We start from the raw sequence: 24,526 nt of genomic DNA on the forward strand, positions 1-24,526 counted from the left end.
GTGCCGCCCCTGTCACCCACCCGACCTGACGGCTGGCCCGACTGGCTCGGACGCCGCCCCATCCCCGCCACCGAACGCGACCGGCTCCGCCAGACCATCGATGCCGACCGACTGTCCCGTGAGACTGCGCGCACCCAGGCCGGCCAGCAACTCGCGCCGCACTTCTCCTACATCGTCATCGAAGGTTTCAACACCGATCAGAACCCCCGCAAACGCACCCGGCTTCGCGCGCGGCTCACCATCGCTCTCCGGCTGGCCGCCGGGCTTGTCCGCCCACTTCGGATCGGCCAGGGCTCCCTGCATCAGCAGCGTGTTGACGTGCACCAACGCGGACTGGAGCAGGTGCGGCGCGAGCATGCTGACCTCCTGGGATCGATTTCCGCTCCACGTGCCAGTAGATCATCACGCCGGGGCCCCGGTAGCGCTGGTGCCACTCGGTCATCAGGTTGGAGGACCAGGAGCCGAACTTGCGGCTGTCGGAGGCGCACGCGGTGCCTGTACCCCACCACATCTCATCCCGGACGGCGAAGGTGGCGTTCACCAGTTTCCGCAGGGCCGCGCGTATGTTGGCCCGGTTGCGAACAGGTGCCGCACTCGCCGCAGCATCGCCTCGGACTCGCCGTGCTTGCCGGTCACCGCGACCCTCTTTCGTACCCAGCCCGAGCTGATCAACGCGGCTGGGTGCTCGCGGCCAACCTCGCCGCCCGGAGCCGACCCGTGCCGAACCTCCAACCCTCCGCTATTGCCTGTGGCACCTGCCCGCCGCCTGATCTCCCACGCCCGCCGGCGCATCCTGAAGATCGGCGCCACATGGCCGTGGAAGAACGCCTTTCTGACCTGCTGGCAACGCCTTTGCACGCTACCAGCACCCGTCTGACCAGTACGAACACGCCCCGACGACCCGGAAGGAGCGACCCCGCATCTCCTGCGGTCCCGTGGAAACCGCCGCCTAACCGAGCGCCTCGGGCAGCCGCCCCACCCCGCTGGACACACAGAAGAGGATGATCGGGCGGAAATCTCCGCCATGCCGATCGACACAACCAAGACGGCTGCGACCTGAGTCATTGAGGCTGAACCAGCCAGGCCCCTGTGGACATTCGTCGATGAATGTAGCTATCGTCCCGCAGGTCAATTCGCGCCCCGAGCCGTTGTGTTCCCGGAGGTCCGCATGTTTCCCTTAGCCGCTCATGAAAGAAGGGGGGTGTGGCGAACCATCTCCGGCCTCGCTGTTCCTCTTTTTGTGGCCGGGTCCCTCAATTTCGCTGCCCAGCTCGGAATTATCGCCATTCTGGGGCGTATGGGGGGAGAGGCCATTTATGTGCGTTCCCTGTATCAGCCTGTCAGCCTCATCGTCCTTGCCCTGAGTGTGGGCTTCGCGGTCTGCAACCAGGTCGCCGCCGCGATCAGCAAGGGGGCCGGACGCCCCCAGGACGTCATGTCGAACGCCGCCAGTCTGGCCAGGATATGGCTCGGGCTCGGCGCGGCCCTGTACCTTGTCCTCGCGGTCGCGGCTCCCTCCCTGACTGGTCTCCTCCATGTGGACGCCGGGCTGCGGGACACGTTTGCCTCCTTTCTGCGCTGGACCAGCGCCGCCGGTCTGCTGGCCGTCGGGGCGGAGCTGTGCGCGTCCAGCCTGCGCGGCTATGGGTATGTGCGACAGGCCACCGTCCTGGTCATCTGTACGGCGATCGTGCGGATCGGCCTCGTGGCCGGCCTCGGGCTCGGTGCCGACATCGGGATCGCGGCGGTGCCCATCGCCGAGGCGACAGCGGGTCTGACTGGCCTCACCATGGGCCTGGTGCTGCTGCGCCGCACCGAGCTGTGGCACCCGCCGGCCGCCCGGATCTGGCGGCGTGAGGTGTTCACCGACCTGCGCCGCATCGGTGTGCCCATCGCCATGTCCTTTCTCGTGCTCTCCGCGTACAACCTCGCGGTCATCGGCGTCCTCGGGAACTACGGGGAGAACGCCGTGGCCGGGTTCACGGTCGCTTCCACCCTGCAGAGCGTCGTGCTGCTGCCGGGGATGGTCCTGGGTACAGCCACAGCGATCACCATCAACCAGCAACGCGGCGCGGGTGAATGGCGGCGAATACGTGAATCGATGCGCGGTGGCATCGAGGTCACCGTCGTGACCTACGTGGTGATCGCGGCGCTGGTGTGGTCACTGCATGACCCGCTGGCGCGGCTGATAGGCGGCGACGCCGGGGTGGCCGCAGCTACGGGCAGTTACCTGGGCGCCGTGGCGCTCACCTACGCCGTCCAGGGACCCGTGCTCGCCTCGCTGACCGTCATGGAGGAGACCGGCGGCGGCTTCCGGGCCATCGTGCTCAACGCAATCTACTTCGGCCTGATCGTCGCGGTCAGCGCGGCGGCGGCACACGCCGTCGGCAGCGCGGACGGCTTCTACGCCGCGGTGGCGTACTGCAACCTGATCGGCGTGACGGTGCCGCTTATCGCCGTACAACACATACGAAAACTGTCGGCCAGGGGCAGCGCCGCTCAGGCAGCCGCCGCGACCGGCTGAATGAAACGGGAGCCGGACGACGACGGACACGGGACGGTGTTCCGCCGCAGCCGCGCCCCGTCGACAACCAGGCCACTCTCTCCGGCTACGCGATCACCGGCTCAGAAGATCTGTACGAGCTTTGAGGCGCGATAGGCGGGAAGGCCGAAAGGGAGCCGGGCCGGGAGCCACACAGCACGACCGAACGTGGACCGGGGTGAACCCCCATGGCCTGACTGACCTCGGGCTTGGATCAGCGTGAACTGATCAACACGGCGCGAAGATGGTTCGAGTCGTAAGGGTGCTCGGCCAGCATGCCGGCGATCTGGTCGGCGAACTTGGCCCTGCCGCCGTAGTAGGTGATCGAGGGCAGCACCGGTGCTCCTCCTACGCCGAGACCGGCTTGTCGGAATCGAGGTGGCGGTAGATGGTCGCACGGCTGACGCCGAGCCGGTCCGACGATCCTGCAGCTCGCGGCCGACCACAAGGCCACCGAGGAACTCGTCACCGCCTCCGGCGTCCCCGCGACCTTCCTGCGCAACGGCTGGTACACCGAGAACCACCTGCAGGACTTCGCCGCTGCCCGCGAGCGCGGTGTCATCGCCAACAGCATCGGCGCCGGCCGCATCGCCACGGCCCCGCGCAAGGAGTTCGCCGAGGCCGCCGCCGTCGTGCTCAGCACGCCCGGCCATGAGGGCGAGGCGTACGAGCTGTCCGGCGACGTCGCCTGGTCGTTCGAGGAGTTTGCCGCCACCGCACAAGAACTGCTCGGCACCCCCGTGCTTTATCAGGCGCTCACCTCCGAGCAGGAGGGCGAGCAGTCCCTCGCCTTCGGTCTCGACGAAGGCACCGCGGGCTTCATGGTCACGCTCAACGCCAACCTGCGCGACGGCGCCATGGCCCTCACAACGGGCGACCTGGCCAGGCTCATCGGCCGCCCGACCGAGCCGCTGGCCCGGATCATGAAGGCATGGCTCTGACCTCCTGACCAAGCCGAGCACGAGAGGTAGGCAACGGTGGAGGCCCGCTCAGCGGCGATCCTCCCGGGGCGTGATCACGAAGGTCAGGCCGTCGAGCAGGCGTTCGAGGCCGAAGGCGAACAATGACTCCAGGTCGAGCTCCGTGCCCGGCTCGGCGACCTGGGCGATCAGTGGCCCGTCCACGGGCAGCCTGGCCCTGACCCACTGCTTGCTGGTCATCCCCGTGTCCAGCTCGGCGACGGCCTCGCTCTCGATGTTCACCGCCGTGCCCCGGACGTAGTTCACGATCGTGGCGTAGACGTGCATGCGGGTGGTCGGGTCCAGGCCGAGGCCGTCGAGCGCGCGCAGGGTCCACAGCCCGTACGCGAGCAGTCCTGGCAGAGTGACCGGCCGGGTGATGGAGACGAGCCGCGGCAACCAGGGATGGCGCTGGTAGGTCGCCCACTGCAGCTGAGCGGCCACCCGCAGGTGGGAACGCCAGCCCGGTGGCGGCTCCGGATAGTCGATCTCGGCGAACGCGGCGTCGGCGATCAGCTGGGTGAGCTCGGCCTTGGCCTCGAGGTGCCGGTAGAGGGTCATGGTGGCGACCCCGAGCTTGGCCGCCACCGACCGCATGGACAACGCGGCCAAGCCGTCGGCGTCGGCGATCTCCATGGCCGCGCGGACGACGCGGTCGCGTTCGAGACCCCCGGTCGAACGCGAGGGCAGTCTCCGGGGAGCGACCACGGCGCCGACCCGAGAGGTGGACTCGATGGCGCCTGCCTGCTTGAGCGCGGCCAGCGCCTTGGTGGCGGTCGCCATCGCGACGCCCCATTCACGCATGATCGCCCTGGTGGTGGGGATGGCATCGCCGGGCCGCAGCTCTCCCTCGGCGATACGCCGCTCGATGTCGGCGACGATCCGGAGGTACGGCGGTTGCGGATCGTTCACAACGGCCATGCTGCCACGCCTCAGCGGTCAGGCAGCCAGTTGCCGTGCAGGCCGAGCGGCACCCTGACCGGGAGGTGGACGCGCGCGACGGGCCCACCGGTGAAGTCCTGCGCCGACAGGATCACCAGGTCACTGGCGCCTCTTGAGGCATCGTGCACGTACGTGAGGAGGTACCCCTCGTCCTCCTCCTGCCCCGTGGCGGCGTACACCGCCTCCCCGACCGCCTCGTCCTTGCCGAAGGCGTGTACCTCGGCCGTCCCCCGTTCCAGGTCGTGCTTGACCAGGGCGTTGGTGAAGGCGTGGTCCGGCGGCATGCCCTCGGGCGCGAACGGGATCCCGTACAAGGCGGTCGCAGCCGAGTAGCCATATCGGTACGGGCGGGTGGCACGCGCCTCGTTCACGCGCGGGAAGTCCTGCGGCCGGTCGTCGACGCGCCGCTGGCGGATCTTGTCCGGCGTGATCATCCAGCGGTCCAGCATGGGCCGGATCGCCCCAGGATCGGCTGGATCGAACGGCCCGTCGGCCGTGACCAGATCGACCACGACCGAGTCGCCGTCGTCGAAGGCGTTGAGTGTGTGGCTGACATGAACCGGGTCGATGTCCAGCCAGCGCACGCCCCCACCGGTCCTGGCCATGACGCCCACCCGTGTCGGGTGCTCAGGCAGCCACCGGCACGCGAACCCGTCGAAGCCGAGCGGCGTGTCCCACAACACCACGTGGTTCTCGGTGAGCGCGAAGTCGTGCAGGAACGGCGTGCGCGTCATGGGGATGGCGGTGGTCTGGACGACGCCACCCCCGGCGTCGGTCACGATGTGCTGCACGAAGTCGCGGCCCGGCATGTACGACAGCGAGTGCAGCTCGCCGGTGAGCGGGTCGTGCTTGGAGTGCGCGCCCGCCGTGAACCCCTCCGCGGTCGCCCCCAGCTCGCACACGCCCACGGTGTTCAGCTCCTCGTCCAGCTCGGCGGGCGGCAAGCCACCCTCTGCCATGGCGAACGTACGCTGGGCGTGCTCGATCACGTGCACCATGGGCGCGAAGCCCGGCGTGCGCACGAAGCGGTTGCGGTACCACTCGGCCCGGCCGTCACGCAGCCGTACTCCGTGCACCATGCCCTGGCCCATGCCCCAGATGTGCACAACGGGGTCTTCCACACCCAGCGGGTTGGGCCCGTTGCGCAGGTAGCGACCGTTGAGCTCGGCCGGGATCCGCCCGGTGACAGGGAGGTCGTAGGCGGTGACTTCTTCAATGACGGGCGCGAAGGGCCCTTCGAGGTATCTCACGTGAACACCGTACGCAGGACAACAGATGAGGCCCCGGTCACGGCGGGAAAGGTCGTGCTGTGCACTAGTGCAATGCTGGTGCCTGGACTCGTCCGGCTGCGGCGTTCAGAGGGGTGATCGATCCGCTACCCGGTTACCCGGGAGTTGGCGAAGGCGCCGGCCGATGCGGCGAGGACGGCGGTTCTGGCCGCATGGTCGGGGAGATCCGGGTCGGGTGGCGTACGGAGCAGCACCAGGTGGTGGTACAACGGCGCGGTGGCGGCGACGAGCAGTCGCCGCGCGTCGGTGTCCGGCGGGAGTTCGCCGCGGCGAACGGCTCGGCTGACGATGACCTCGCAGCGGGCGTAGCGGTCCTCCCAGAGCCGCCGCAGGCCGCGGGCGGCTTCCGCGGAGCGGAACGAGGCGGCGATCAGGGCTGCGGCGATCGACGGCCGCTCGGTCAGGGCCGCCTGGTTCTCGTGGTTCAGTGCCGCCAGGTCGCCCTGCAGGGAGCCGGTGTCCTGGGGCTGCCAGTCATCGTCACCCGTCGCTTCCAAGAGGTCGGCGAGCAGGCCGCCGACCTCCCGCCAGCGCCGGTACACCGTTGCGCGATGGACTCCCGCACGGGCCGCGACGGCGTCCAGGGTGAGCTCGTCGTAGCCGCGCTCGCCGAGCTCGGCGCGGACCGCGTCGAGCACCTGTTTACGGATGCGGCTGGTACGCCCACCCGGGCGGCGTCGGATCGGCGGGGCCGACGGGCCGCCCTGCGGTGGTGGAACCGCGGAAGTCAACGCTCTGTCTCCGGTTTGCTCAGCGGACAACGTCCATGACAACATCTTAATGTAGCAGTTGTCGCGTTAGTGGCGGTCTCGATGCTTTCGGAAGCAGCGCGCCGTCCCGGCGGTCTCCGCCAGGCCCTGACGCCCCGCGAGCACCTGCCGTCAGCAGGACTTCGAGAGGAAACGATCCATGCAGCCCCGTGTTCCCGCCGACCCGACCGTGGTGCATCCCATGCCCGAGCAGCCGCGGGTGGTGCTGCTCCGGCCGTTGGTCACGTCGCCGTTGATCGAGGTGGGGGAGTATTCGTACTACGACGATCCGGACGATCCGACCGCGTTCGAGACGCGCAACGTGCTCTACCACTACGGGCCGGAGAAACTGGTCATCGGCAAGTTCTGTGCGCTGGGCACGGGGGTGCGGTTCCTCATGAACGGCGCCAACCACCGCATGGACGGCCCGTCGACCTTCCCCTTTCCGACCATGGGCGGCTCGTGGTCCGAACATTTCGACCTGCTCACCGGCCTGCCCAACCGCGGGGACACCGTCGTCGGCAACGACGTCTGGTTCGGCCACGGCGTCACGGTGATGCCAGGCGTACGGATCGGACACGGCGCGATCATCGGCGCCGGCGCCGTGGTCACCTCGGACGTGCCCGACTACGGGATCGCCGGAGGCAACCCGGCCCGCCTCATCCGCACCCGCTACAACGAGCGGGACATCGCCCGGCTGCTGGCCGTGGCCTGGTGGGATTGGCCCGCGGAGCACATCACCGAGCACGTGCGGACGATCATGTCGGGCGACATCGGTGACCTGGAAGCCGCTGTCCCGAACACCTGACGTACGTGACACCGGCACGGGACGTCCCGTGCCGGCCTCCACTTCCTGCTCTGACAGCCAGGCGGCTGTGTGTCCGTGCGACCAGGCGACCTCGCATCACGCACGATCCGGAGATCCGTCCAGCATGGTGACGGGGACACGGAAGATCACTCGTTCGTGTCAGCGGCCGTGTCAGCACGGCAACGGCGCGGTATCAGCGCGGTCGGCGATGGTGGATGCCGTGAACGGATCAGCGATCGCGGCCCGACGAGAGGAATGATCATGGAACACGTCGTCACCACGCTGCCGACCACGCGTCAGCCCGGGTGCCCCTTCGACCCGCCCAAGGAGCTGATCGAGGCCCGCGAGCACGGCCCGATCAGCCGCTTGCCCTTCGCCGACGGACACCAGGGCTGGCTGATCACCGGATACGACCTGGTCAGGTCGGTCCTGGCCGACCAACGGTTCAGCTCGCGCAGGGAGCTCATGATCCACCACCCGACCATCGACTACTCCGGCATCGAGGTCCCTCCGGCGCCGCCCGGCGAGTTCCTCCTCATGGACGAGCCGCAGCACAGTCGATACAGGAAGCCGCTGGTGGGCAAGTTCACCGTGCGGCGGATGCGGCAGCTCACCGAACGCGTCGAGCAGGTCACCGCCGAGCACCTGGACGCGATGGAGAAGGCCGGGCCCACGGCGGACCTGGTCACCGCGTTCGCCAAGCCCATCCCCGCCATCATGATCTGTGAGCTGCTGGGCGTGCCGTACGAGGACCGGAGCTCCTTCCAGGAGCAGGTCGACTTGTTCATGAGCGGGGAGACGAGCGACGAGGACCTGATGGCGGCCTACACCGCGACCCAGAACTACCTCGCGGAGTTGGTGGCCGCCAAACGCGCCGACCCCACCGACGACGTGCTCAGCGACCTGACCGACAGTGACTTCACCGACGAGGAACTGCGGGGAATCGCCCTGATCCTGCTGGCGGGCGGTCTCGACACCACCACCAACATGCTGGCGCTGGGCACCTTCGCCCTGCTGCGGAACCCGGAGCAGCTGGCCGCGCTGCGCGCCGACCCTACGCTCACCGACCAGGCCGTCGAGGAGCTGCTGCGGTATCTGACCGTCGCCAAGACGGGTCAGCGGGTCGCGCTGGAGGACGTCGAGCTGGGTGGTCAGACCATCAAGGCCGGTACGACGGTCATCCTGTCGCTCAACACCGCCAACCGGGACCCCGAACGCTTCACCGACCCGCACGTGCTCGACCTGCGCAGGCAGGACGGCGGTCACCTGGCCTTCAGCCACGGCATCCACCAGTGCCTCGGCCAGCAGCTGGCCCGCGTCGAGATGCGGGTCGCCTTCCCCGCGCTGCTCCACCGCTTCCCCACGCTGCGCCTGGCCGTACCGGCTGAGGAGGTCGCCCTGCGCCCGGAGACCGCGGACATCTACGGGGTCAAGAGCCTCCCGGTCACCTGGGACGCTTCTTGAAGAGTCGCAGGTTCCGGATGAGCGCGGTTCTTCCGGCGAGTGGCGGCCGCGCGGCGCAGCGCCGGGGTGACGGCTGACGGGCCGAGCCGGCCTGCGGCGACCTGCCTGGACAACTTTGGGCGCGCCAGCGGAAAACCGGCACACTCGCCCGACGTTCGACGGTAACGATCCGATGAAGGTCGGCGGTGTTCGCGGCCGGCGCGCAGTGGCGATTCGTCGGTATTCGCCACGGTTCGGCACAATTGCCGATGTGCGAGTTGATTTGCTCGGGCCGTTCGAGGTCCGGAACCCCGATGGGGCCGTGGTGGAGGTTCCTGGAATTCGGCTGCGCGCGCTGCTCGCCGCACTCGCCCTCGAACCTGGCCGGATCGTCACGCGTTCGAGGCTGGTGGACTGGATCTGGGGGGAACGGCCGCCCGCGGACGAAGTGAATGCCTTGCAGGCGTTGGTGTCCCGGCTGCGCAGGGTGTTGCCGGACGGTGTGATCGAGGCGGACTCCGGCGGGTACCGGCTGGCCGTGGCGCCTGACGCCGTGGACGTGTACCGGTTCGAGCACCTGGTCGGTCAGGCCCGCGCCGCCGACCCTGCGGCACAGGCGGATCTGCTGCGCTCGGCCTTGGCATTGTGGCGCGGTACGCCCATGGCGGACATCGCACTGCGCGACAGCGGCGCGTTCGACGCCGTGGTCGCGCGTCTGAGCGAACTCCACGTCGCCGCGCTCGGGGATCGGGTGGACGCGGATATCCGCCTCGGCCGCGGCTCGGAGTTGGTCTCCGAGCTGACCGAGCTGGTCGCCGCGTATCCGCTGCGGGAGGGGTTCGTGGCGGCCTTGATGCGAGCGCTCGCCGAGGCGGGGCGTGGGAACGAGGCGCTGACCGTGTACCAGCGCACGCGCGAGCGGCTCGCCGAGGAGCTGGGCGCCGATCCATCGGCCGAGCTCTCCGCGCTGCACACCGCGTTGCTGCGGGGCGAGCTGGGCGAGCGGGCGGAGAATCGCCGGACGAACCTGCGCGCCGAGCTGACGAGTTTCGTCGGCAAGGACGGTGACGTCGGCGCGGTCGCCGGTCTGGCCATGAATCACCGGCTGGTCACCCTGACGGGGCCGGGCGGCTCCGGCAAGACAAGGCTGGCCACGGAGACCGCGCGGACGATGCTCGCCGAGCTCCCGGACGGGGCGTGGCTGGTCGAACTGGCCTCGGTGCGGGCAGGTGGTGAGCTGGCGCAGGCCGCCCTTACCGCGATCGGCCTGCGTGACCAGGCATTGCTCGGGGGTGCGCGGGGTGGCGAACCGATGGATCGGCTCATCGCCGCGGTGCGGGAGCGCGCGATCCTGCTGGTCCTGGACAACTGCGAGCACGTGATCGAGGCGGCCGCGGCTTTCGCGGATCGGCTTCTGGGGGAGTGCCAGAGGCTGCGGATTCTGGCCACGAGCAGGGAGCCGCTCGGTATTACCGGGGAGGTGCTGTGGCAGGTCGAGCCGCTCGCGCTGCCCGCGAAGGGAGCAGACCCGTCCGAGGCCGGGTCCTCGCCCGCGGTGCGACTGCTGCAGGACCGCGCGGATTTGGTGCGCAAGGACATCGGCTCCGACCCGCACACCTTGTCGGCCATGGCGCGGATCTGCCGGGCGCTCGACGGGATCCCGCTGGCCATCGAACTGGCCGCGGCACGGTTGCGCACCATGTCCGTCGATCAGCTGGCACATCGGCTCGATGACCGATTCCGGCTGTTGACCAGTGGCAGCCGTACGGCGCTTCCCCGGCACCAGACGCTGCGCGCGGTCGTGGACTGGAGCTGGGATCTGTTGACCGAGGCCGAACGTGGCGTGCTGCGGCGGCTCTCGGTGTTCTCCGGCGGGGCGAGTCTGGAAGCGGCCGAACGGGTGTGCCGCGACGAGGCGTTCGCGGGGGAGCAGCTGTTCGACGTGCTGGCCGCGTTGATCGACAAGTCGCTGCTGCTCGCCGACGGCGAGGGCACGCCGCGCTACCGGATGCTCAACACCATCAGGGAATACGCGGCGCACCGGCTCGACGAAGCGGGGGAAGCCGAGGCGGCGCGCCGGGCGCACCTTGCCTACTTCACCGAGCTGGCTGAGACGGCCGATCCGCACCTGCGCCGGGCCGAGCAGCTGGAGTGGTTGTCCACGCTCAAGGCCGAGCACGACAACCTCAGTGCGGCCGCGCGCGGGGCGATCGCCGAGGGATGGGCCCTTGAGGCGATGCGGCTGGTCGCGTCCGTGGGCTGGTACTGGTTCCTCGCGGGACATCGGGCGGAGGGCACCGAGTTGAGCATCGCGGCGGCCTCGCTGCGCGGTGAGGTGCCCGATGAGGTGCGGGCGATGGCGTACACCGTCGTGACGATATTCGTGACCTCAGGGCCCGGCGGCGATCAGTATCAGGCGCGGGAGTGGATCCACGAGGCGCACCGGTTCATCCAGCGCAGCGGGTATCGCAACCCGCTGCTCGGCTTCGTCGTGCCGCTGGAGCGGATGCTGCACGGGCCGACGGAGTTCCTGCCCGCGTTCGACCCGCTCATCGCCGACGACGATCCATGGGTGCGCGCGCAGGCCAGGCTCTCTCGTGGCCGGCTGCGGCTCACGCTCGGCGGCGACGAGACCGACGTGGACAGCGACCTCGAAATCGCCCTCGCCGAGTTCCGCACGCTGGGTGACCGGATGGGGATCTCGCTGGCGCTGACCTACGTGGCCGATCGGCTCGCCATGCGCGGCGAGTTCGCACGCGCGTGTGAGCACTACGAAGAGGCGGTCGTGGCGGTGACCGAGGTAGGCGCGACCGAGGACGTGGTCGGGCTGCGGGCGCGGCAGGCTCAGCTGTACTGGCTGCTCGGCGATGAGCGATCCAGCACCGCGGCCATGGCCGAAGCGCAGCGGTGCGCGGGGGGCGAGATCGCCTGGCCGGACACGCTTGCCGATCTGGCGCTCTCGAAGGCGCAGCTGGCCCGCTGGCGCGGTGAGCCGGACGAGGCACGCCGGCACCTGGCCACGGTGCGGACGATGCTGGGCGACGCGGAACCGAAGAACGTGGTCCGCGCCAAGGTCATGGACCTGCACGGCTACCTCGCCGAGGACCTCGAGAAGGCCCGCGCGCATCGGACCGAGGCGTACCACGCGGCCATGGAGCACGCGTATCCACCGATGATCGCCGAGGTGTTGATCGGCATCGCGGATCTCGCGCTGCGCCAGGGACAGTACGAGCAGGCCGTGCGATTGCTCGCGGCAAGCGACGGCGTCCGCGGTACGCCGGATCGTTCACAGCCGGACGCCTCCAGGATCGCCGCGGACACGCGGAATCGCCTCGGTGAAACCGTGTTCACCGAGGCGACCCGTGCCGGACGGCTGCAGGATTGGCGTGAGCTGGCGGAAATCACCCTCGCTTCGTGAACGTCGTGCGCGCCCACAGGTAGCCGATCAACGTGAGTCCGGCACACCAGGCGATCGCCGTGATGGCCGGGCCCGCCGACGGCGCGCCGGTCAGCAACCCGCGCAGGGTCTCGATGATCGAGGTGAACGGCTGGTGCTCCGCGAATTCCCGCACACCCGGCCCCATCTTGTCGGCCGGCACGAATGCGCTGCTCAAATAGGGAAGCAGCATCAACGGGACAGCTGCGAAGCCCGCGCTTTGCGGCGTCTTCGCCGCCAGACCGAACGCGACGGTCAGCCAGCCGATCGCTACCACCGTCAAGACGACGATGCCGATCACGCCGAGCCACTCCGGGAAACTCGCCGACGGCCGGAATCCCATCAGAAACGCGATCCCGATGATGAACGCGATAGCCACCAGGCTCCGTAGCGTGGTCGCGATCACGTGCGCGTTCAACACCGCGGCCCGGGACACATGCATGACGCGAAGCCGATTGATGAATCCGGTCGTCATGTCGGAATTCACCGCGGTCGCGGTGGGGCTGATCCCGTAGCAGATGGTCGTTATGATCAACCCCGGCGTCGCGTAGTCGACGTAGTCGGTACCGACGCTGAACGCGTCGCCGAGTACGTAGACGAACATGAACATCAGGACGATCGGCATGAATATGGCGTTGAACAGTGCCAGCGGATTTCGCGTCGTGTGCCGGAAATTGCGCCGCAACATGGTCGCGGAATCCGCCACGGAAGCTGAGATGACACTCATCGTGCACTGACCTCCTTGTTCCCGTGACCGGTAAGGGCGAGGAAGACGTCATCCAGGTCCGGTGTATGCACCGACAATTCCTCGACTTCGATGGAATGCGCATCGAGCCGATCGAGCAGCGCGCGCCACGACCGCACTCCGCCGTCGCCGGGCACCCGCAAGGTCAGCTCTTCGTCGTCCCTTGAGGCCTCGTGCAGGACCTGCGCCGCGACGTCGAGTTCGTACCGATCGGCGAACCGCAGCCGGACATGGCTGCCGGGAACCCGGCGCTTGAGCTCGGCGGCGGTGCCCTCGGCGACCAGCCGGCCCTGATCGAGTACGGCGATACGGTCGGCGAGTTGGTCGGCCTCCTCGAGATACTGGGTGGTGAGGAAGATGGTCGTACCGTCCGCGACCAGTTCCTGGATGATCTCCCACATGGTGCGGCGGCTGCGCGGGTCGAGTCCCGTCGTGGGCTCGTCCAGGAAGATGATCTGCGGCTCGCCGACCAGCGTCATGGCCAGGTCCAGCTTCCGGCGCATGCCGCCGGAGTACGACGCCGCCAGTTTGCCCGCCGCTTCGACCAGCTCGAACCGGTCGAGCAACCGGTCGGCGATCTGTTGGCCCTCCGCCTTGGGCAAGTGCAGGAGATCCGCCATCATCAGCAGGTTCTCCTCGCCGGTGAGCAGGTCGTCCACCGAAGCGAACTGTCCGGTGACCCCGATCGCCGCGCGCACCGCCTTGGTTTCGGTGGCCACGTCGTGCCCGGCGACGACCACCTTCCCGGCGTCGGGTGTCAGCAGGGTGGTCAACACGTTCACCGTCGTGGTCTTCCCGGCGCCGTTGGGCCCGAGCAGGGCGAAGATCGTGCCGGTCCGGACATGCAGGTCGATGCCGTCGAGCACGATCTTGTCTTTGTACGCTTTTCGCAGCCCCGAGGCCGCGATCGCTGAACCGTCCATGGCAGCCACCATCGCCGACCGCTCTGATACCGGGCCGTTGCCGTGCTGACGCGGCCGCTGACATCAGACCGTCCCCGACTCGAGACGGCATGTTCTCGCAGGTCAAGCACAGGCGTTGGAGATTCGGTGGATGCTGCGGCGGCTCCGACGCCACATTGATCCGCACCGACCGGACGTGAATCGTCAGTGTCGGCGACGTTCGGCGAGCCGACCGTCCGGCCCCAGGGCGGCGCTCACCTCTGGGAGGCCTCCTGGATCACCTCGTTGCCGGATCCTGCCCCGGGCAGCGCCGCCGTACGCGAGCGCCTGCGTCAGATCGCCGGCACGCTCGTCCCGCACACCAGCGGCCGCAAACCGTTCACTTTCCTGGCGGCGGGCGAGCACGCCGCGAGCGCCTTCACCCCGGACACCCTGGCCCGGCTGAGAGCACTCAAGCGCGCCCGCGATCCGCGAGGCACCTTCCGCAGCAACTTCCCCGTACTCGCCGTCAGCGGAGGTGGACGGGGAGGGCGGTCAGGCCGTTCATGATCAGGGATGGCGTCCTGGTCAGGGTGTCCGCCGGCGCCGCCAGGCGGAGGTCCGGGTAGCGGTCGAGCAGGGTACGGAACACGATGCGGGCTTCGACCCGGGCGAGCGGCGCGCCGACGCAGTAGTGGATGCCGTGCCCGAAGGCGACATGGGTGGGAGCCTCGCGGGTGATGTCCAGGGTGTCGCCCTGCGGGAACTGCTCCTGGTCGCGGTTGGCCGCCATCAGCGCGAACAACACCCCCGCGCCCGCGGGCAGCGTCACCTCGCCGATCTCGACGGGCTCCACGGTCCAGTACGGCAGGGAGCTCTGGACCGGCCCGTCGTAGCGCAGGAGCTCCTCGATCGCCGGTTCGAGCAGTTCGGGTCGGGCACGGAGCAGGGCGAGCTGGTCCGGGTGGGTGAGCAGGGCCCGCACGCCGTTGCCGATGAGGCTGACCGTCGTCTCGTGGCCGGCCAGCACCAGCAGGTAGATCATCGAGGTGAGCTCGTCCTCGGTGAGCCCCTGGCCGTCGTCACGGGCGGCGATCAGGTCGGAGAGCAGGTCGTCCTGGGGGGCGTGGCGCTTCTTGGCGATCAGCTCGCGGCTGTACTGGAGCAGCGAGGTGGCCGCGTCCTGGTACTCCTCGAAGCTGTAGACGCCGGGGGAGACGGTCGGGGTCGCCCACGCGTGGAAGTCGGTTCTGTCCTCCTCGGGGATGCCGAGCAGATCGCAGATGACGGAGATCGGCAACGGGTACGCCAGCGCGGAGACGAGGTCGACGGTCTGCTCGCCTTCGGCCGCGGTGAGCAGCTCGTCGGTCTTCTGCTGGATCCGCGGGATCAGCTTCTCGACCCGTCGCCGGGTGAACGTCGCCATGACAAGCTTGCGCAGCCGGGTGTGGTCGGGCGGGTCGCTGTTGAGCATGGTCGTGTGGATGCCGCGGGCCACGTCCTCGGGCAGCTTGTCGGCGTACACGGCCGCTTTCCAGCCGCCCTTGACCAGCCGCGGGTCGGCCATCAGCGCCTTCGTCACGGCGTAGTCGGTTACCAGCCACGCCTTCACGCCGGTCGGCGCCGTGACGTGATGGACGGGGCCCTTGGCGGCGAGTGCGGCGTAAATCGCGTGCCGCTGCTCGTCGAGCACGGCGGTGAACGGGCTCGGCCCGGTGTCCACGGGCGGGAGTTCAGACATGATGTTCCCCAGTGATCAAATTGATTGAAAACTGGAATATACCGACAGGCCTGATGGGCGCTCGGCACCGGCTCCCACCGTGGCCGGTCAGCCAGGCACCTTGGCCAGGAAGGAGCGCAGGTTGGCCCGCGTACGGGCGACCTTCTCCTCCAGGGTGAGCGACTCCTCCACGGCCGCGCCTCCAGCGGCCTGCCGCTTGCCGCGGGTGTAGAGGGAGCAGGCGAGGTCGGCGCACATGTACTGACCCACGGTGTTGCCCTGACGGCCCGCCTCGCCCGTGCGGCGCGCGGTCATCAGCGCCACGCCGCCGCTGGTGTGCGTGGTCAGGCACAGCGAGCACATGCTGCGCGAGGTGAAGGCACGGGAGGCGCCGGACGTCACTCGCAAGGCGATCCCCACGAGAGAGCCGTCACGCTCGGCGACCAGGTACGCGCGTGCGGGCGCACCTGGATCCCGCCAGCCGAGGAAGTCGAGGTCGTCCCACGGCAGGTCGGTGAAGCCCCTGGGCAGGCCGAGACGCTTGGCCTCGCCTCTGGAGCAGTTGACGAAGGACGCGCGCAGGTCCTCTTCGGTGATGGGTTCCATGGGCGGGCACGCTAGCCAGTCCTAACGATAGTATGCAAACGATTAATACGTTTAAGGAGACTGCATGGCACGTGCGGGAGTGACCGCGGAACGCCTGACCCGGGCGGCGGCGGACCTGGCCGACGAGATCGGCTTTCAGAACGTGACGGTCTCGGCGCTGGCGCGCAGGTTCGGCGTCAAACCCGCGGCCCTGTACTCCCACGTCAAGGACCTGCAGGACATCAAAGTGCGGGTGGCGTCGCTGGCTCTGTCGGAGCTGGCCGACCGGGCCGCCGAGGCCCTGGCCGGCCGCGCGGGCAAGGACGCGCTGACGGCCTTCGCCAACGCCTACCGCGCCTACGCCAGGCAACATCCGGGCCGGTACGCCGCGATGCAGATCGAGCTCGACTCCGAGGCCATCGACGTCGCGGCGGGGGTCCGGCACGCGGAGATGACGCGGGCGATCCTGCGCGGCTACGACCTGGCCGAGCCCGACCAGACCGACGCCGTACGCATGCTGCACAGCACGTTCCACGGATACGTGAGCCTGGAGACGCAGGGCGGCTTCCGCCGCCACCCGCGCGATGCGGAGGCCTCCTGGTCCAGGACCCTGGACGCCCTGGACGCCGTTCTGCGGAACTGGCCGCCGGCGGGCTGACGGCCGGTGCCCATCGCCACGGCGAGGGTGTCAGGCGCCGATGCCCAGGAGTTTGCCGAGGAGGGTGCTCAACTGAGCGCGCTCCTCCGGCGCCAGAGAGCGGAAGGTGTCATCGAGAAAGGCCGGGACCGACGTCTGGGCCTGGGCCAGCCGTCGCCGGCCCGAGTCGGTGATGGTGACGGCGTAGGAGCGGCGGTCGCGGGGGTTGCGTTCCCTGCGGACGAGATCCTCCTGTTGCAGGTCGTCGCAGATGCCGACCATGACGCTGCGGTCGATGCGCAGTTCCTCGCTGAGCGTCTGCTGGGAGCAGGGGCCGACGGCGTCGAGCATCTGGAGCACGAGATGCTGCCCCACCCCGAGCCCCGTCTCGGCGGCGTGCGTGTCGGCGGCCCGCGACACGGTGGCCGAGGCCCGGCACAGGGCGATGTCCAGGCGCTCGGCGGCGAGCCGGGGAAAGTACACGTGATCGGCGGTCTTGGTCGGCATCGATCTCCTCTTCGCTGTGCCGCCAGCCTAGCGCAGAACCGTCTGTCCGCCAATCGTTTGACAACAGATGATTTGCAGTCATACGGTCCTCACGTGACAGGACAAGGAGCCGCCCCATGACGCTGGATCTCACCCCTGATGAACTGCTGAGCACGACGCGCGCCGTCCGCAAGCGCCTCGACCTGACCCGCCCGGTGCCACGCGAACTGATCGAGGAGTGCGTGGACCTGGCCGTGCAGGCGCCGACCGGGCGCAACCGGCAGCGCTGGCACTTCCTCGTCGTCACCGAGCCCGAGCAGCGGCGGGCCGTGGCCGACATCTTCCTGCGCGCCCTGCCGCTGACCACCGCCCATCCGTTGACCGAGCGCGACGTGTGGCGCATGAACTACCACCGCGGCTCCACCGAGCGGGTCTTCGACGGCCTGCGCCACCTGGCCGACAACATCCACCGGGTGCCGGCGTTCGTCATTCCCGGCGTGGAAGGACGCACCGACAACGCGCCCGTGGCCGTGCAGGCGGGGGCGTGGGGTTCGATCCTGCCCGCCGTGTGGAGTTTCATGCTGGCCGCACGGGCGCGTGGGCTCGGCACGGTGTGGACCACCGCGCAGGGACCGCTCGAACGTGAGCTGGCCCAGGTGCTCGGCGTGCCGTACGAGGAGGTCATGCTGGCGGCGTTCATCCCGCTGGCCTTCACCGTCGGCACCGACTTCAGGCCCGCTGCCCGCATTCCGCGCAAGGAGGTCCTGCACTGGGATCGGTGGTGAGCGGGAACATCTCCCCGAACTCCCGCGGGTCCAGGCTGTCGAGCAGCTCGGTGACCACGTCTTCCGCGGTCGAGTCCGGGAGGAGAAGTTCAGCTCATGCCCTCCAGGCGAAGGACACGCACGAGCCCGGTCAGTGCTTCTGGTAGTGCTCGGCGAGGGTGGTGAAGGCGGCCTTGGGCTCCCAGGGCATGTCGGGATAGGTGGCGCCGTGGCCGGTTTCGAGCACCTTGACGATGCCGGGGCTGGCCAGGTCGAGGTCGTCGCGGGGGTCGCCGTCCGGGCGGTGCACGTGGTCGTAGAGGGCGAAGAGGAAGACGAAGGCGCTGTCGACTCCTTCCGCGTCGAAGAGCTCCAGCAGTTCGCGCAGGTACGCGGCCTGGCCGTCCTCGTCGCGCTCGTAGTGCCCGTTGAGCCGGAGCGGCCTGCCGGTGTGCTCGTCGTACTCGACGATCTCCAGGATGCGGGCGCCCATGTCACCGGCGCCGCGGAAGGCGGAGGAGCCGAACTCCGTGATCGCCAGGGGCTTGCCGCTCTGCGTCACGAGCGTGCGGACACCCTCGGCGAAGCGGCCGGCGACCTCGGCCGAGCGGTAGAGGTCCACGGAGACGATGTCGAACGGCGTCCAGTCCACACGCTCGAGCGGGATGGAGGCGTAGGTGATCCGGCCGCCGAAACGCTCGCGGACGAGCGCCGCGGCCTCGGCCAGGAAGTCGTTGACGCGCGCGCTGATCTCGGCGACCCGCTCGCGCAGGCCGTCCGGCCGGGTGAGCAGGGCGACGCGTTCGTCGGTGGTGTCGCCGGGCAGGAAGCCCGGGTTCATCAGGCTGAGCTCGGCGCCGGTGACGAACACGACCTCGCAGCCCCGCCGCCGCAGCCGTTCGGCCCGGTCGGCGCAGTCGGCGAACAGCGCCAGCATCTCCTCGCGGGCCAGCTCCAGCGGGTACGGCGAGAACCAGACCTCCAGCCCCAGCCCGGCCGCGAACGTGGCGGCGGTCTCCATCCGGTCGGGGTCGCCGCCGGTGATGCGGACGGCGGTGCAGTGCAGGTCGTCGCGGATGACGCGCAGCTCCCGCTCGACCAGTTCCGGGTCGAAGCGCTCGCGGGCGACGGTTGCGCCGCGGACGAAGCCGGTGTCGTAGGTGATGCCCTTGGCACGCATACGTGGGTGTCCGTTCCATCGAAGATAAGGTACGTCTAGTACCTTAATTGCCGCGGGGAAACTGTCAAGGGCAGGATTGGCGAGGCACCGTCCGTACCGATGAGGGAGGTCCATGACGCAGACGCGCAGGCGCGGCGCCGCGCTGGAGGAGGCGATCCTGCGCGCCGCGGTCGAGGAGCTCACGGAGTCGGGGTACACCGGGCTGACCATGGACAAGGTCGCCCAGCGCGCCGGCACCAACAAGAACGCGATCTACCGCCGCTGGCCCAACCGCCTCGCGCTCGGCGTCGCCGCGTACCGGCGGCTCACCACGACCGTCCAGCCGCCCGACACCGGCGACCTGCGTGAGGACGCCCTCGAACTGCTGCGCCGGGCGAACCGCCACTGGAGCTCACCGCTGGGCGCGATCCTGCGCGAGCTGATGGCCGCGGCCGGTGGCGCGGCGGAGTTCTTGGCGCAGCTGCCGGAGCAGTCCACCGACACCATGACGGCCACGTGGCTGACCGTGCTCGGCCGCGCGGCCGCCCGCGGCGAGGCGGCCCCGGAGGCGCTGCACCCACGGGTCGCCACGGTGGCGATCGTGCTGCTGCGCAACGAGTTCGTGGTGCGGGGGGCGCCCACCGCGCCCGACGAGGTGCTCGTCGAGATCGTCGACGAGGTCTTCCTGCCGCTGGTCCGGCAGCGCGGTATTGACAGCGGAACGCCATCATTGTGAACTGATGTTCATGAACGTTCATTCATGATCGGAGCTCGCGATGGCTGTGCGTAACACCGAGCAGTACACCGCGTGGAACGGGCCAGAGGGGCAGGCCTGGGCGGCGGGGGCCGACCAGGACCCGACGGAGGCCGAACTGATCGACCGGCTGCTGGACGCCGCCCGCATCGGGAAGCACGACCGGGTGCTCGACATCGGCTGCGGCGCGGGCGTGTCCTCCCGCGCCGCAGCGCGGCGGGCGGCGCGGGGACGGGTGCTCGGGGCCGACCTGTCGGGGCCGATGCTGGAACGCGCCCGGCTGGACGCGGCGGGGATCGGCAACGTCGTGTTCGAGCAGGCCGACGCCCAGGTGCATCCGTTCCCCGAGGGCGCGTTCGACGCGGCGATCAGCCAGTACGGCGTGATGTTCTTCACCGACCCGGTGGCCGCGTTCACCAACATCGGACGGGCCCTGCGGCCGGGCGGGCGGCTGGCGTTCGTGGTCCCGCAGCCCGCCCAGGAGTGCGAATGGTACGTGGTGCCGGTCGCCGCGCTGCTGGGCATCGCGCCGCGCCCGCAGGCCGTGGTGGCCGCGTACCCGGGGCAGGCGCCGGCGATGTTCGCGTTGTCGGATCCCGTCCGCATCCGGCAGGTGCTCGCGGCGTTCGCGGACGTCTCGATCGAGGCGCTGCACGTGGCCCAGTGGTTCGGCCGCACGCCGGCCGAGGCGGCCGAGGGCTTCCTGGGCAGTGGGCCGACCCGCTACCTCCTCGAACGGGACGCGGCGCTGACCAGGGAGGAGGCGCACGCCAGGCTCAGCGCCGCACTGGCGCCGTACGCGGGGGACGGGGGAGTGGTGCTGCCCGGCGCGCAGTGGCTGGTGACCGCGCGGTGGACGGGAGGTGCGGCGGCGCGGTGATGTGCCCCAGGAAGGCCGCCGCCCTGCGCGACGCCGGCGAGGTGAGTCTGCGCGACCACCTGGTCGCCACGGCCGAACGTCTCATCCGGCGGCGCGGGCTGGCCCGGCTCACCGTCCGCGACATCGCGCGCGAGGCGGGCGTGGCCGACGGGGTGCTCTACAACCACTTCTCCGCCAAGGAGGAGCTGCTGGCCTACGCCCTGCGGGCCTGCGTCCGGTCCGCGGGGCTCGCGCTCGGAGATCCGCCGCGGGCCGGTGAGGGAGCCGTCGAGGACGGTCTGCGCGCGTACGTCCACTACGGGCTGGCGTTGCACGCGAAGCTCCTGCCGGTGCTCGCCGAGCTGCCCGCGCAGCCGAAGGTGCTGGCCCGGTTCGCCGCGCTGACCGCGGACGATCCCCGCTGGGAGCTGCGACCGGCGCTGGCCGGCTACCTGCGCGCCGAGCGGGAGCTCGGCCGCATCGCCCCGGACGCCCGGGTCGAGGCCGCCGCCACCATGATCGTCGGGGCGTGTCACGAGGTGGTGCTCCCGCAGGTGTTCGAGCGGACGGCCGGGCCGCTGCGCGTGCCGCCCGGGTTCGTCGACGATCTCGTGGCCACGGTCCTGGACGGCATCCGCGCGTGAACGCTCAGGAGAACGCGCGGCGGCCGCAGGCGACCAGCTTGCGCACCGCCGGGCCCGGCTCGCTCCGCCACACCAGGGCCAGCAGGGCGGGCGTGTCGACGTCGGTGATCGGCAGGGCCCTGAGCCGGTCGGCGTAGGCGGCGGCCATCGACTCGCTGAGCACGGCCACCGCCATCCCGCGCGCGGCCAGGGCGGCGATCGCGTCGGCGGCTCCGGCCTGCAGCGTGATCGCGGGCCGCAGGTCGCGGGCGGCGCAGGCCCGGTCGAGCACCGTGCGCAGCCCGGTCCCGCGCGGCATGCACACCAGCGGGTACGCCACCAGCTCCGCCAGCGTCACCGCCCCGCTCCCGGCCAGCGGATGCATGGCCGGGACGGCGGCGACCAGCCGCTCGCTCACCACGGTGTACGCCTCCAGCCCCTCGGGCGGGGCGCTCGCCGCGCCGATGAGCGCCAGGTCGACGGCGCCGCCGCGGACGTCGTCGGCGAGGCGGTCGGAGGCGTCCTCCAACAGCGTGATCTCCACGCCCGGGTGGGCGGCGTGGAAGGCGGCGAGCGCGTCGAACAGCGGCGTCACCGTGCAGCCGACCACCATGCCGACGGTGAGCCGGCCGCGGATGAGCGCGGCCACCTCGCCGACCGCCTGCTCGACGGCCTCGGCGGCGGCCAGCGCGGCGCGGGCGTGCCCGAGCGCGGCCCGGCCGGCGGGGGTGAGCGTGGCGGTGCGGCCGGAGCGGTCGAACAGGTCGGCGCCGAGCTGGTGTTCGAGGCGGCGGATCTGCGCGCTGACGCCCGACTGGCTGATGTGCACCCGCTCGGCGGCGCGCGTGAAGTTCTGCTCCTCGGCGACCGCGACGAAGTACTCCAACTGCCTCAGTTCCATAACCAGAGATTCTAGTTTCCATGAGAAGCATCTGTTGGACTTCTGATACGGGCGTCCGCAAGGCTGGAGCCATGGATGAGACGCAGGAGAAGGCCATGCGGCCAGAAGACATCACCCGCCTGTTCGTCGAGCGGTCCAACGCGGGCGACGCGGCCGGGGTGGCCGCGCTGTACGAGGAGGACGCGGTGCTGGCGTACCCGCCGGGCAGTGTGACGGTGGGCCGGGAGGCGATCCGCGCGTTGTGGGAGAAGGTGTTGGCGGGGCGGCCCACGTTCGAGCAGGAGACGCCCCTGCCGACGCTGGTCTGCGGCGACCTCGCACTCACCTCGACGCCGCCGCGCGACGGCGCGGGCGCACGGGCCCAGGTGGTTCGGCGCCAGCCCGACGGAAGCTGGCTGCGCGTGATCGACCAGCCCGAGTTCGTGACGCCGTCAGGAGGGTGAGCCGCGTTCGGCCACCGGCCGGACGACCTCGGGTTGCGCGGGCGCGAGCCCGATTCGATCGCGCAGGCGGGCTCAGCGGAGGTGACCGTACAGGAACGTGTGGATGCCCGCGGGGACTGTCTCGGTGAGCTCTTCTGGGGACAGAGAGGCCTGATGCGCCGGCAGTTCGGCTGCGATCAGCAGCAGCAGGTGCAGCGCCGCGCGGTCGGGGTCGTCGATCCGCAGCAGTCCCCGGTCGGCCAGCCGTCGCAGATGACCGGCCAGCTCGCGGCGGACACGCCGCGGCCCGGTCTCCTGCCAGGCGTCGATCGCTTCTTGGGGGATGTGGCCCGCCTCGGCTTTGATCTGTTCGACCAAGGAGAAGTGGGCGGCGCTGTCGGGCCGCGGCGTCACCCAGTCCCGGCCGAACTCGATGAGGTCGGCCTCCAGGTCGGTGACCTTGCGCAGGTGGCGGTCGATGATGGCGATCTGGACGTCGGCCGCCCGGGTGGCGCTCTCCTGAATCACGGTCAGGAACAACTCGGTCTTGTCGGCGAAGTGGTTGTAGATGGTCCGGGTTGACACGCCGGCCTCGGCCGAGATCGCGTCGATGCTGGCGCGGGTGTAGCCGTCACGGGCGAACACCGTCAGGGCGCCGTTCAGGATCGCCTGCCGCTTGCCGGCCAGCCCCCCGCGAGGGCGGGGCGTCGTGCCGTTTTCCCTGGTCATCAGGATCCTCCAGCATAATTACAGTCATCGTTTTACTTTTTACAATGCACGTTGTACTTTACCTCATGCCCCCGCGACACACCATGAGGAGAAACACCCATGATCAGGATCGCCGTCGTCATCGGCAGCACCCGTCCCCGCCGCCGGAGCGCGGTCGCGGCCCGCTGGGTCGGCGAGGTCGCCGCCCGCCACCATGCCGTCACCGCCGGAGAGGCGACCTTCGAGATCGTCGACCTGGCCGAATACGGCCTCTCCGTACTGGATGAGCCCGTGCCCGCCCTGTTCGGCGACTACCACCACGCGCACACCCACCGATGGGCCCAGACCATCGCCTCCTTTGACGGTTTCGTCTTCGTCACCCCCGAGTACAACCACTCGGCCCCGGCCGCGCTGAAGAACGCCGTCGACTTCCTGTTCGCCGAGTGGAACAACAAGGCGGCCGGCTTCGTCAGCCACGGCGTGCACGGCGGCGTGCGTGCCGTGGAGCACCTGCGGCAGATCATGACCGAGCTGCAGGTGGCCAACGTACGCACCCAGGTGGCGCTGTCGGCCTTCACCGATTTCGAGATCAACGACCCCGCCGAGCCCGGCTCGATCGCCCCGGGACCGCACCAGGAGCCGACGCTGAACGAGTTGCTTGACGAGGTCATCGCCTGGTCGGGCGCCCTGAAGAAGCTCCGCGCGCCCGCCGGTCCGGCGGTGGCGATGTGAGCATGCGCCACCGGTTGCCGGGCCGTACCGGGTCGGCGGTATGCGGCGAGGCCACTGCGGGGCTCGACGGAAGGCGCCTCCCATGAGCGTGGCGGTCGCCCACCGACGTCAGGGCCGGCCGGCGGTGACCTTGGTCGCGGTGCTGCTGGGCTTCCTCACCCTGCCGATGCTGATGTCCGGCACGACCGTCGCGCTGCCGCGAATCGGCGCCGACCTGCACGCCACCGGACCGGCCCTGCAGTGGATGCTCGTCGGCTAGACGAGTAAGTCCTAAGTCCCTGCGGTGTGGAGTGCGGGAACCACGAAGGGTGTCGAGGATCAATGTGTGACGAAAGACCTCAACACCCTTCTCACCGCACTGTACGTGACGATCGACGACTGG

27 protein-coding genes and 1 pseudogene are annotated in these 24,526 nt (G+C 69.8%); 14 read left to right on the forward strand and 14 right to left on the reverse strand.

Going from position 1 to position 24,526, the window contains the following annotated elements; all coding sequences use genetic code 11:
* Positions 1-12: 12 nt before the first annotated feature.
* Together E1286_RS48230 and E1286_RS50675 are read right to left on the reverse strand one after the other, a co-directional pair.
* A complete protein-coding gene (locus tag E1286_RS48230) occupies positions 13-357 on the reverse strand; it encodes a transposase (protein ID WP_165970007.1) in 345 nt (114 codons plus the stop codon).
* Positions 358-376: 19 nt separating this feature from the next.
* A pseudogene (locus E1286_RS50675) lies at positions 377-658 on the reverse strand (Tn3 family transposase); the annotation flags it as partial.
* Between the two features lie 543 nt (positions 659-1,201).
* On the opposite strand from E1286_RS50675, the gene E1286_RS31870 reads away from it, so the two are divergent.
* On the forward strand, positions 1,202-2,524 hold the full coding sequence (locus E1286_RS31870) for an MATE family efflux transporter (protein WP_165970009.1): 1,323 nt from the start codon (positions 1,202-1,204) through the stop codon (positions 2,522-2,524).
* 232 nt (positions 2,525-2,756) lie between these two features.
* On the opposite strand, the gene E1286_RS51480 is transcribed toward E1286_RS31870, so the two are convergent.
* Positions 2,757-2,879 (reverse strand): hypothetical protein, encoded by a 123-nt coding sequence (locus tag E1286_RS51480; protein ID WP_281282792.1) that lies wholly within the window; start codon positions 2,877-2,879, stop codon positions 2,757-2,759.
* A 295-nt stretch (positions 2,880-3,174) separates the two neighbouring features.
* Here E1286_RS51480 and E1286_RS50680 point away from each other — a divergent pair, with 295 nt between their 5' ends.
* Positions 3,175-3,483: a Rossmann-fold NAD(P)-binding domain-containing protein gene (locus tag E1286_RS50680; protein WP_246075397.1), complete on the forward strand. Its 309-nt coding sequence runs from the start codon at positions 3,175-3,177 to the stop codon at positions 3,481-3,483.
* Positions 3,484-3,531: 48 nt separating this feature from the next.
* Here E1286_RS50680 and E1286_RS31880 read toward each other — a convergent pair whose 3' ends face one another.
* The 3 genes from E1286_RS31880 to E1286_RS31890 form a co-directional block, all read right to left on the reverse strand.
* Positions 3,532-4,413 carry a TetR/AcrR family transcriptional regulator gene (locus E1286_RS31880; RefSeq protein ID WP_132618346.1) on the reverse strand — a complete coding sequence of 294 codons (882 nt, stop codon included), beginning with the start codon at positions 4,411-4,413 and terminating at the stop codon, positions 3,532-3,534.
* A gap of 20 nt (positions 4,414-4,433) precedes the next feature.
* The gene (locus E1286_RS31885; RefSeq protein WP_132618348.1) at positions 4,434-5,693 is read right to left on the reverse strand and encodes a carotenoid oxygenase family protein; all 1,260 of its coding nucleotides are present in this window, start codon (positions 5,691-5,693) and stop codon (positions 4,434-4,436) included.
* Positions 5,694-5,818: 125 nt separating this feature from the next.
* Positions 5,819-6,370, reverse strand: a complete 552-nt coding sequence (locus E1286_RS31890; RefSeq protein WP_246075399.1) for a TetR/AcrR family transcriptional regulator — start codon at positions 6,368-6,370, stop codon at positions 5,819-5,821.
* Positions 6,371-6,641: 271 nt separating this feature from the next.
* On the opposite strand from E1286_RS31890, the gene E1286_RS31895 reads away from it, so the two are divergent.
* The 3 genes from E1286_RS31895 (at position 6,642) to E1286_RS31905 (ending at position 12,150) form a co-directional block, all read left to right on the forward strand.
* Positions 6,642-7,289, forward strand: a complete 648-nt coding sequence (locus E1286_RS31895) for a CatB-related O-acetyltransferase (RefSeq protein WP_132618352.1) — start codon at positions 6,642-6,644, stop codon at positions 7,287-7,289.
* Between the two features lie 261 nt (positions 7,290-7,550).
* Positions 7,551-8,753, forward strand: a complete 1,203-nt coding sequence (locus tag E1286_RS31900; protein WP_132618354.1) for a cytochrome P450 — start codon at positions 7,551-7,553, stop codon at positions 8,751-8,753.
* A 115-nt stretch (positions 8,754-8,868) separates the two neighbouring features.
* Entirely contained in the window at positions 8,869-12,150 is a 3,282-nt protein-coding gene (locus E1286_RS31905; protein ID WP_246075400.1) for an AfsR/SARP family transcriptional regulator, read from the forward strand.
* Here the strand turns inward: E1286_RS31905 and E1286_RS31910 are convergent.
* Positions 12,134-12,895 carry an ABC transporter permease gene (locus tag E1286_RS31910; protein WP_132618356.1) on the reverse strand — a complete coding sequence of 254 codons (762 nt, stop codon included), beginning with the start codon at positions 12,893-12,895 and terminating at the stop codon, positions 12,134-12,136. The genes E1286_RS31905 and E1286_RS31910 overlap by 17 nt on opposite strands.
* Positions 12,892-13,836 (reverse strand): ATP-binding cassette domain-containing protein, encoded by a 945-nt coding sequence (locus E1286_RS31915; RefSeq protein WP_132618358.1) that lies wholly within the window; start codon positions 13,834-13,836, stop codon positions 12,892-12,894. The genes E1286_RS31910 and E1286_RS31915 overlap by 4 nt, the downstream gene beginning before the upstream one ends.
* A gap of 186 nt (positions 13,837-14,022) precedes the next feature.
* Between E1286_RS31915 and E1286_RS31920 the strand changes: the two genes are divergently transcribed.
* Complete coding sequence (locus E1286_RS31920; protein WP_132618360.1) at positions 14,023-14,364, forward strand: hypothetical protein; 342 nt, start codon at positions 14,023-14,025, stop codon at positions 14,362-14,364.
* Here the strand turns inward: E1286_RS31920 and E1286_RS31925 are convergent.
* Together E1286_RS31925 and E1286_RS31930 are read right to left on the reverse strand one after the other, a co-directional pair.
* Entirely contained in the window at positions 14,324-15,535 is a 1,212-nt protein-coding gene (locus tag E1286_RS31925; protein ID WP_132618362.1) for a cytochrome P450 family protein, read from the reverse strand. The genes E1286_RS31920 and E1286_RS31925 overlap by 41 nt on opposite strands.
* A gap of 87 nt (positions 15,536-15,622) precedes the next feature.
* The gene (locus E1286_RS31930) at positions 15,623-16,120 is read right to left on the reverse strand and encodes an FBP domain-containing protein (protein ID WP_132618364.1); all 498 of its coding nucleotides are present in this window, start codon (positions 16,118-16,120) and stop codon (positions 15,623-15,625) included.
* Positions 16,121-16,184: 64 nt separating this feature from the next.
* On the opposite strand from E1286_RS31930, the gene E1286_RS31935 reads away from it, so the two are divergent.
* Positions 16,185-16,757: a TetR/AcrR family transcriptional regulator gene (locus E1286_RS31935; RefSeq protein WP_132618366.1), complete on the forward strand. Its 573-nt coding sequence runs from the start codon at positions 16,185-16,187 to the stop codon at positions 16,755-16,757.
* Positions 16,758-16,787: 30 nt separating this feature from the next.
* On the opposite strand, the gene E1286_RS31940 is transcribed toward E1286_RS31935, so the two are convergent.
* Positions 16,788-17,243: a MarR family winged helix-turn-helix transcriptional regulator gene (locus tag E1286_RS31940; protein WP_132618368.1), complete on the reverse strand. Its 456-nt coding sequence runs from the start codon at positions 17,241-17,243 to the stop codon at positions 16,788-16,790.
* Positions 17,244-17,359: 116 nt separating this feature from the next.
* Here E1286_RS31940 and E1286_RS31945 point away from each other — a divergent pair, with 116 nt between their 5' ends.
* Positions 17,360-18,007, forward strand: coding sequence for a nitroreductase family protein (locus E1286_RS31945; RefSeq protein ID WP_132618370.1), 648 nt, complete (start codon positions 17,360-17,362; stop codon positions 18,005-18,007).
* A gap of 130 nt (positions 18,008-18,137) precedes the next feature.
* Here E1286_RS31945 and E1286_RS31950 read toward each other — a convergent pair whose 3' ends face one another.
* Positions 18,138-19,166 (reverse strand): glycoside hydrolase family 113 protein, encoded by a 1,029-nt coding sequence (locus tag E1286_RS31950; RefSeq protein ID WP_132618372.1) that lies wholly within the window; start codon positions 19,164-19,166, stop codon positions 18,138-18,140.
* Between the two features lie 112 nt (positions 19,167-19,278).
* On the opposite strand from E1286_RS31950, the gene E1286_RS31955 reads away from it, so the two are divergent.
* From E1286_RS31955 to E1286_RS31965, 3 genes are read left to right on the forward strand one after another with little or no spacing between them, the layout of a single operon-like run.
* On the forward strand, positions 19,279-19,881 hold the full coding sequence (locus E1286_RS31955) for a TetR/AcrR family transcriptional regulator (protein WP_132618374.1): 603 nt from the start codon (positions 19,279-19,281) through the stop codon (positions 19,879-19,881).
* Between the two features lie 40 nt (positions 19,882-19,921).
* Positions 19,922-20,779 (forward strand): class I SAM-dependent methyltransferase, encoded by an 858-nt coding sequence (locus E1286_RS31960; protein ID WP_132618376.1) that lies wholly within the window; start codon positions 19,922-19,924, stop codon positions 20,777-20,779.
* A complete protein-coding gene (locus E1286_RS31965) occupies positions 20,779-21,402 on the forward strand; it encodes a TetR/AcrR family transcriptional regulator (protein WP_132618378.1) in 624 nt (207 codons plus the stop codon). Before E1286_RS31960 ends, E1286_RS31965 begins: the two co-directional genes overlap by 1 nt.
* Before the next feature lie 4 nt (positions 21,403-21,406).
* On the opposite strand, the gene E1286_RS31970 is transcribed toward E1286_RS31965, so the two are convergent.
* Positions 21,407-22,282 carry a LysR family transcriptional regulator gene (locus E1286_RS31970; RefSeq protein ID WP_132618380.1) on the reverse strand — a complete coding sequence of 292 codons (876 nt, stop codon included), beginning with the start codon at positions 22,280-22,282 and terminating at the stop codon, positions 21,407-21,409.
* A 71-nt stretch (positions 22,283-22,353) separates the two neighbouring features.
* Between E1286_RS31970 and E1286_RS31975 the strand changes: the two genes are divergently transcribed.
* The gene (locus E1286_RS31975; protein WP_132618382.1) at positions 22,354-22,725 is read left to right on the forward strand and encodes a YybH family protein; all 372 of its coding nucleotides are present in this window, start codon (positions 22,354-22,356) and stop codon (positions 22,723-22,725) included.
* A gap of 72 nt (positions 22,726-22,797) precedes the next feature.
* Here the strand turns inward: E1286_RS31975 and E1286_RS31980 are convergent, their stop codons facing one another.
* A complete protein-coding gene (locus E1286_RS31980; RefSeq protein WP_132618384.1) occupies positions 22,798-23,433 on the reverse strand; it encodes a TetR/AcrR family transcriptional regulator in 636 nt (211 codons plus the stop codon).
* A 99-nt stretch (positions 23,434-23,532) separates the two neighbouring features.
* On the opposite strand from E1286_RS31980, the gene E1286_RS31985 reads away from it, so the two are divergent.
* Both E1286_RS31985 and E1286_RS48235 read left to right on the forward strand, forming a co-directional pair.
* Positions 23,533-24,144, forward strand: a complete 612-nt coding sequence (locus E1286_RS31985) for an NADPH-dependent FMN reductase (RefSeq protein WP_132618386.1) — start codon at positions 23,533-23,535, stop codon at positions 24,142-24,144.
* An 82-nt stretch (positions 24,145-24,226) separates the two neighbouring features.
* A complete protein-coding gene (locus E1286_RS48235; RefSeq protein WP_165970008.1) occupies positions 24,227-24,403 on the forward strand; it encodes a hypothetical protein in 177 nt (58 codons plus the stop codon).
* Positions 24,404-24,526: the final 123 nt, after the last annotated feature.

This window comes from Nonomuraea terrae, assembly GCF_004348995.1.
Lineage (GTDB): Bacteria > Actinomycetota > Actinomycetes > Streptosporangiales > Streptosporangiaceae > Nonomuraea > Nonomuraea terrae.

Excerpts from the sequence above, each read along its gene's own strand:
- E1286_RS31930 (WP_132618364.1), bottom strand. The coding sequence starts at position 16,120 with ATGGAACCCATCACCGAAGAGGACCTGCGCGCGTCCTTCGTCAACTGC.
- E1286_RS31895 (WP_132618352.1), top strand. The coding sequence starts at position 6,642 with ATGCAGCCCCGTGTTCCCGCCGACCCGACCGTGGTGCATCCCATGCCC.
- E1286_RS31980 (WP_132618384.1), bottom strand. The coding sequence starts at position 23,433 with ATGACCAGGGAAAACGGCACGACGCCCCGCCCTCGCGGGGGGCTGGCC.
- E1286_RS31975 (WP_132618382.1), top strand. The coding sequence starts at position 22,354 with ATGGATGAGACGCAGGAGAAGGCCATGCGGCCAGAAGACATCACCCGC.
- E1286_RS31950 (WP_132618372.1), bottom strand. The coding sequence starts at position 19,166 with ATGCGTGCCAAGGGCATCACCTACGACACCGGCTTCGTCCGCGGCGCA.
- E1286_RS48230 (WP_165970007.1), bottom strand. The coding sequence starts at position 357 with ATGCTCGCGCCGCACCTGCTCCAGTCCGCGTTGGTGCACGTCAACACG.
- E1286_RS31925 (WP_132618362.1), bottom strand. The coding sequence starts at position 15,535 with ATGTCTGAACTCCCGCCCGTGGACACCGGGCCGAGCCCGTTCACCGCC.
- E1286_RS31935 (WP_132618366.1), top strand. The coding sequence starts at position 16,185 with ATGGCACGTGCGGGAGTGACCGCGGAACGCCTGACCCGGGCGGCGGCG.
- E1286_RS31900 (WP_132618354.1), top strand. The coding sequence starts at position 7,551 with ATGGAACACGTCGTCACCACGCTGCCGACCACGCGTCAGCCCGGGTGC.
- E1286_RS31955 (WP_132618374.1), top strand. The coding sequence starts at position 19,279 with ATGACGCAGACGCGCAGGCGCGGCGCCGCGCTGGAGGAGGCGATCCTG.
- E1286_RS48235 (WP_165970008.1), top strand. The coding sequence starts at position 24,227 with ATGAGCGTGGCGGTCGCCCACCGACGTCAGGGCCGGCCGGCGGTGACC.
- E1286_RS31945 (WP_132618370.1), top strand. The coding sequence starts at position 17,360 with ATGACGCTGGATCTCACCCCTGATGAACTGCTGAGCACGACGCGCGCC.
- E1286_RS31960 (WP_132618376.1), top strand. The coding sequence starts at position 19,922 with ATGGCTGTGCGTAACACCGAGCAGTACACCGCGTGGAACGGGCCAGAG.
- E1286_RS31940 (WP_132618368.1), bottom strand. The coding sequence starts at position 17,243 with ATGCCGACCAAGACCGCCGATCACGTGTACTTTCCCCGGCTCGCCGCC.
- E1286_RS31985 (WP_132618386.1), top strand. The coding sequence starts at position 23,533 with ATGATCAGGATCGCCGTCGTCATCGGCAGCACCCGTCCCCGCCGCCGG.
- E1286_RS31915 (WP_132618358.1), bottom strand. The coding sequence starts at position 13,836 with ATGGACGGTTCAGCGATCGCGGCCTCGGGGCTGCGAAAAGCGTACAAA.
- E1286_RS31970 (WP_132618380.1), bottom strand. The coding sequence starts at position 22,282 with ATGGAACTGAGGCAGTTGGAGTACTTCGTCGCGGTCGCCGAGGAGCAG.
- E1286_RS31910 (WP_132618356.1), bottom strand. The coding sequence starts at position 12,895 with ATGAGTGTCATCTCAGCTTCCGTGGCGGATTCCGCGACCATGTTGCGG.
- E1286_RS31965 (WP_132618378.1), top strand. The coding sequence starts at position 20,779 with ATGTGCCCCAGGAAGGCCGCCGCCCTGCGCGACGCCGGCGAGGTGAGT.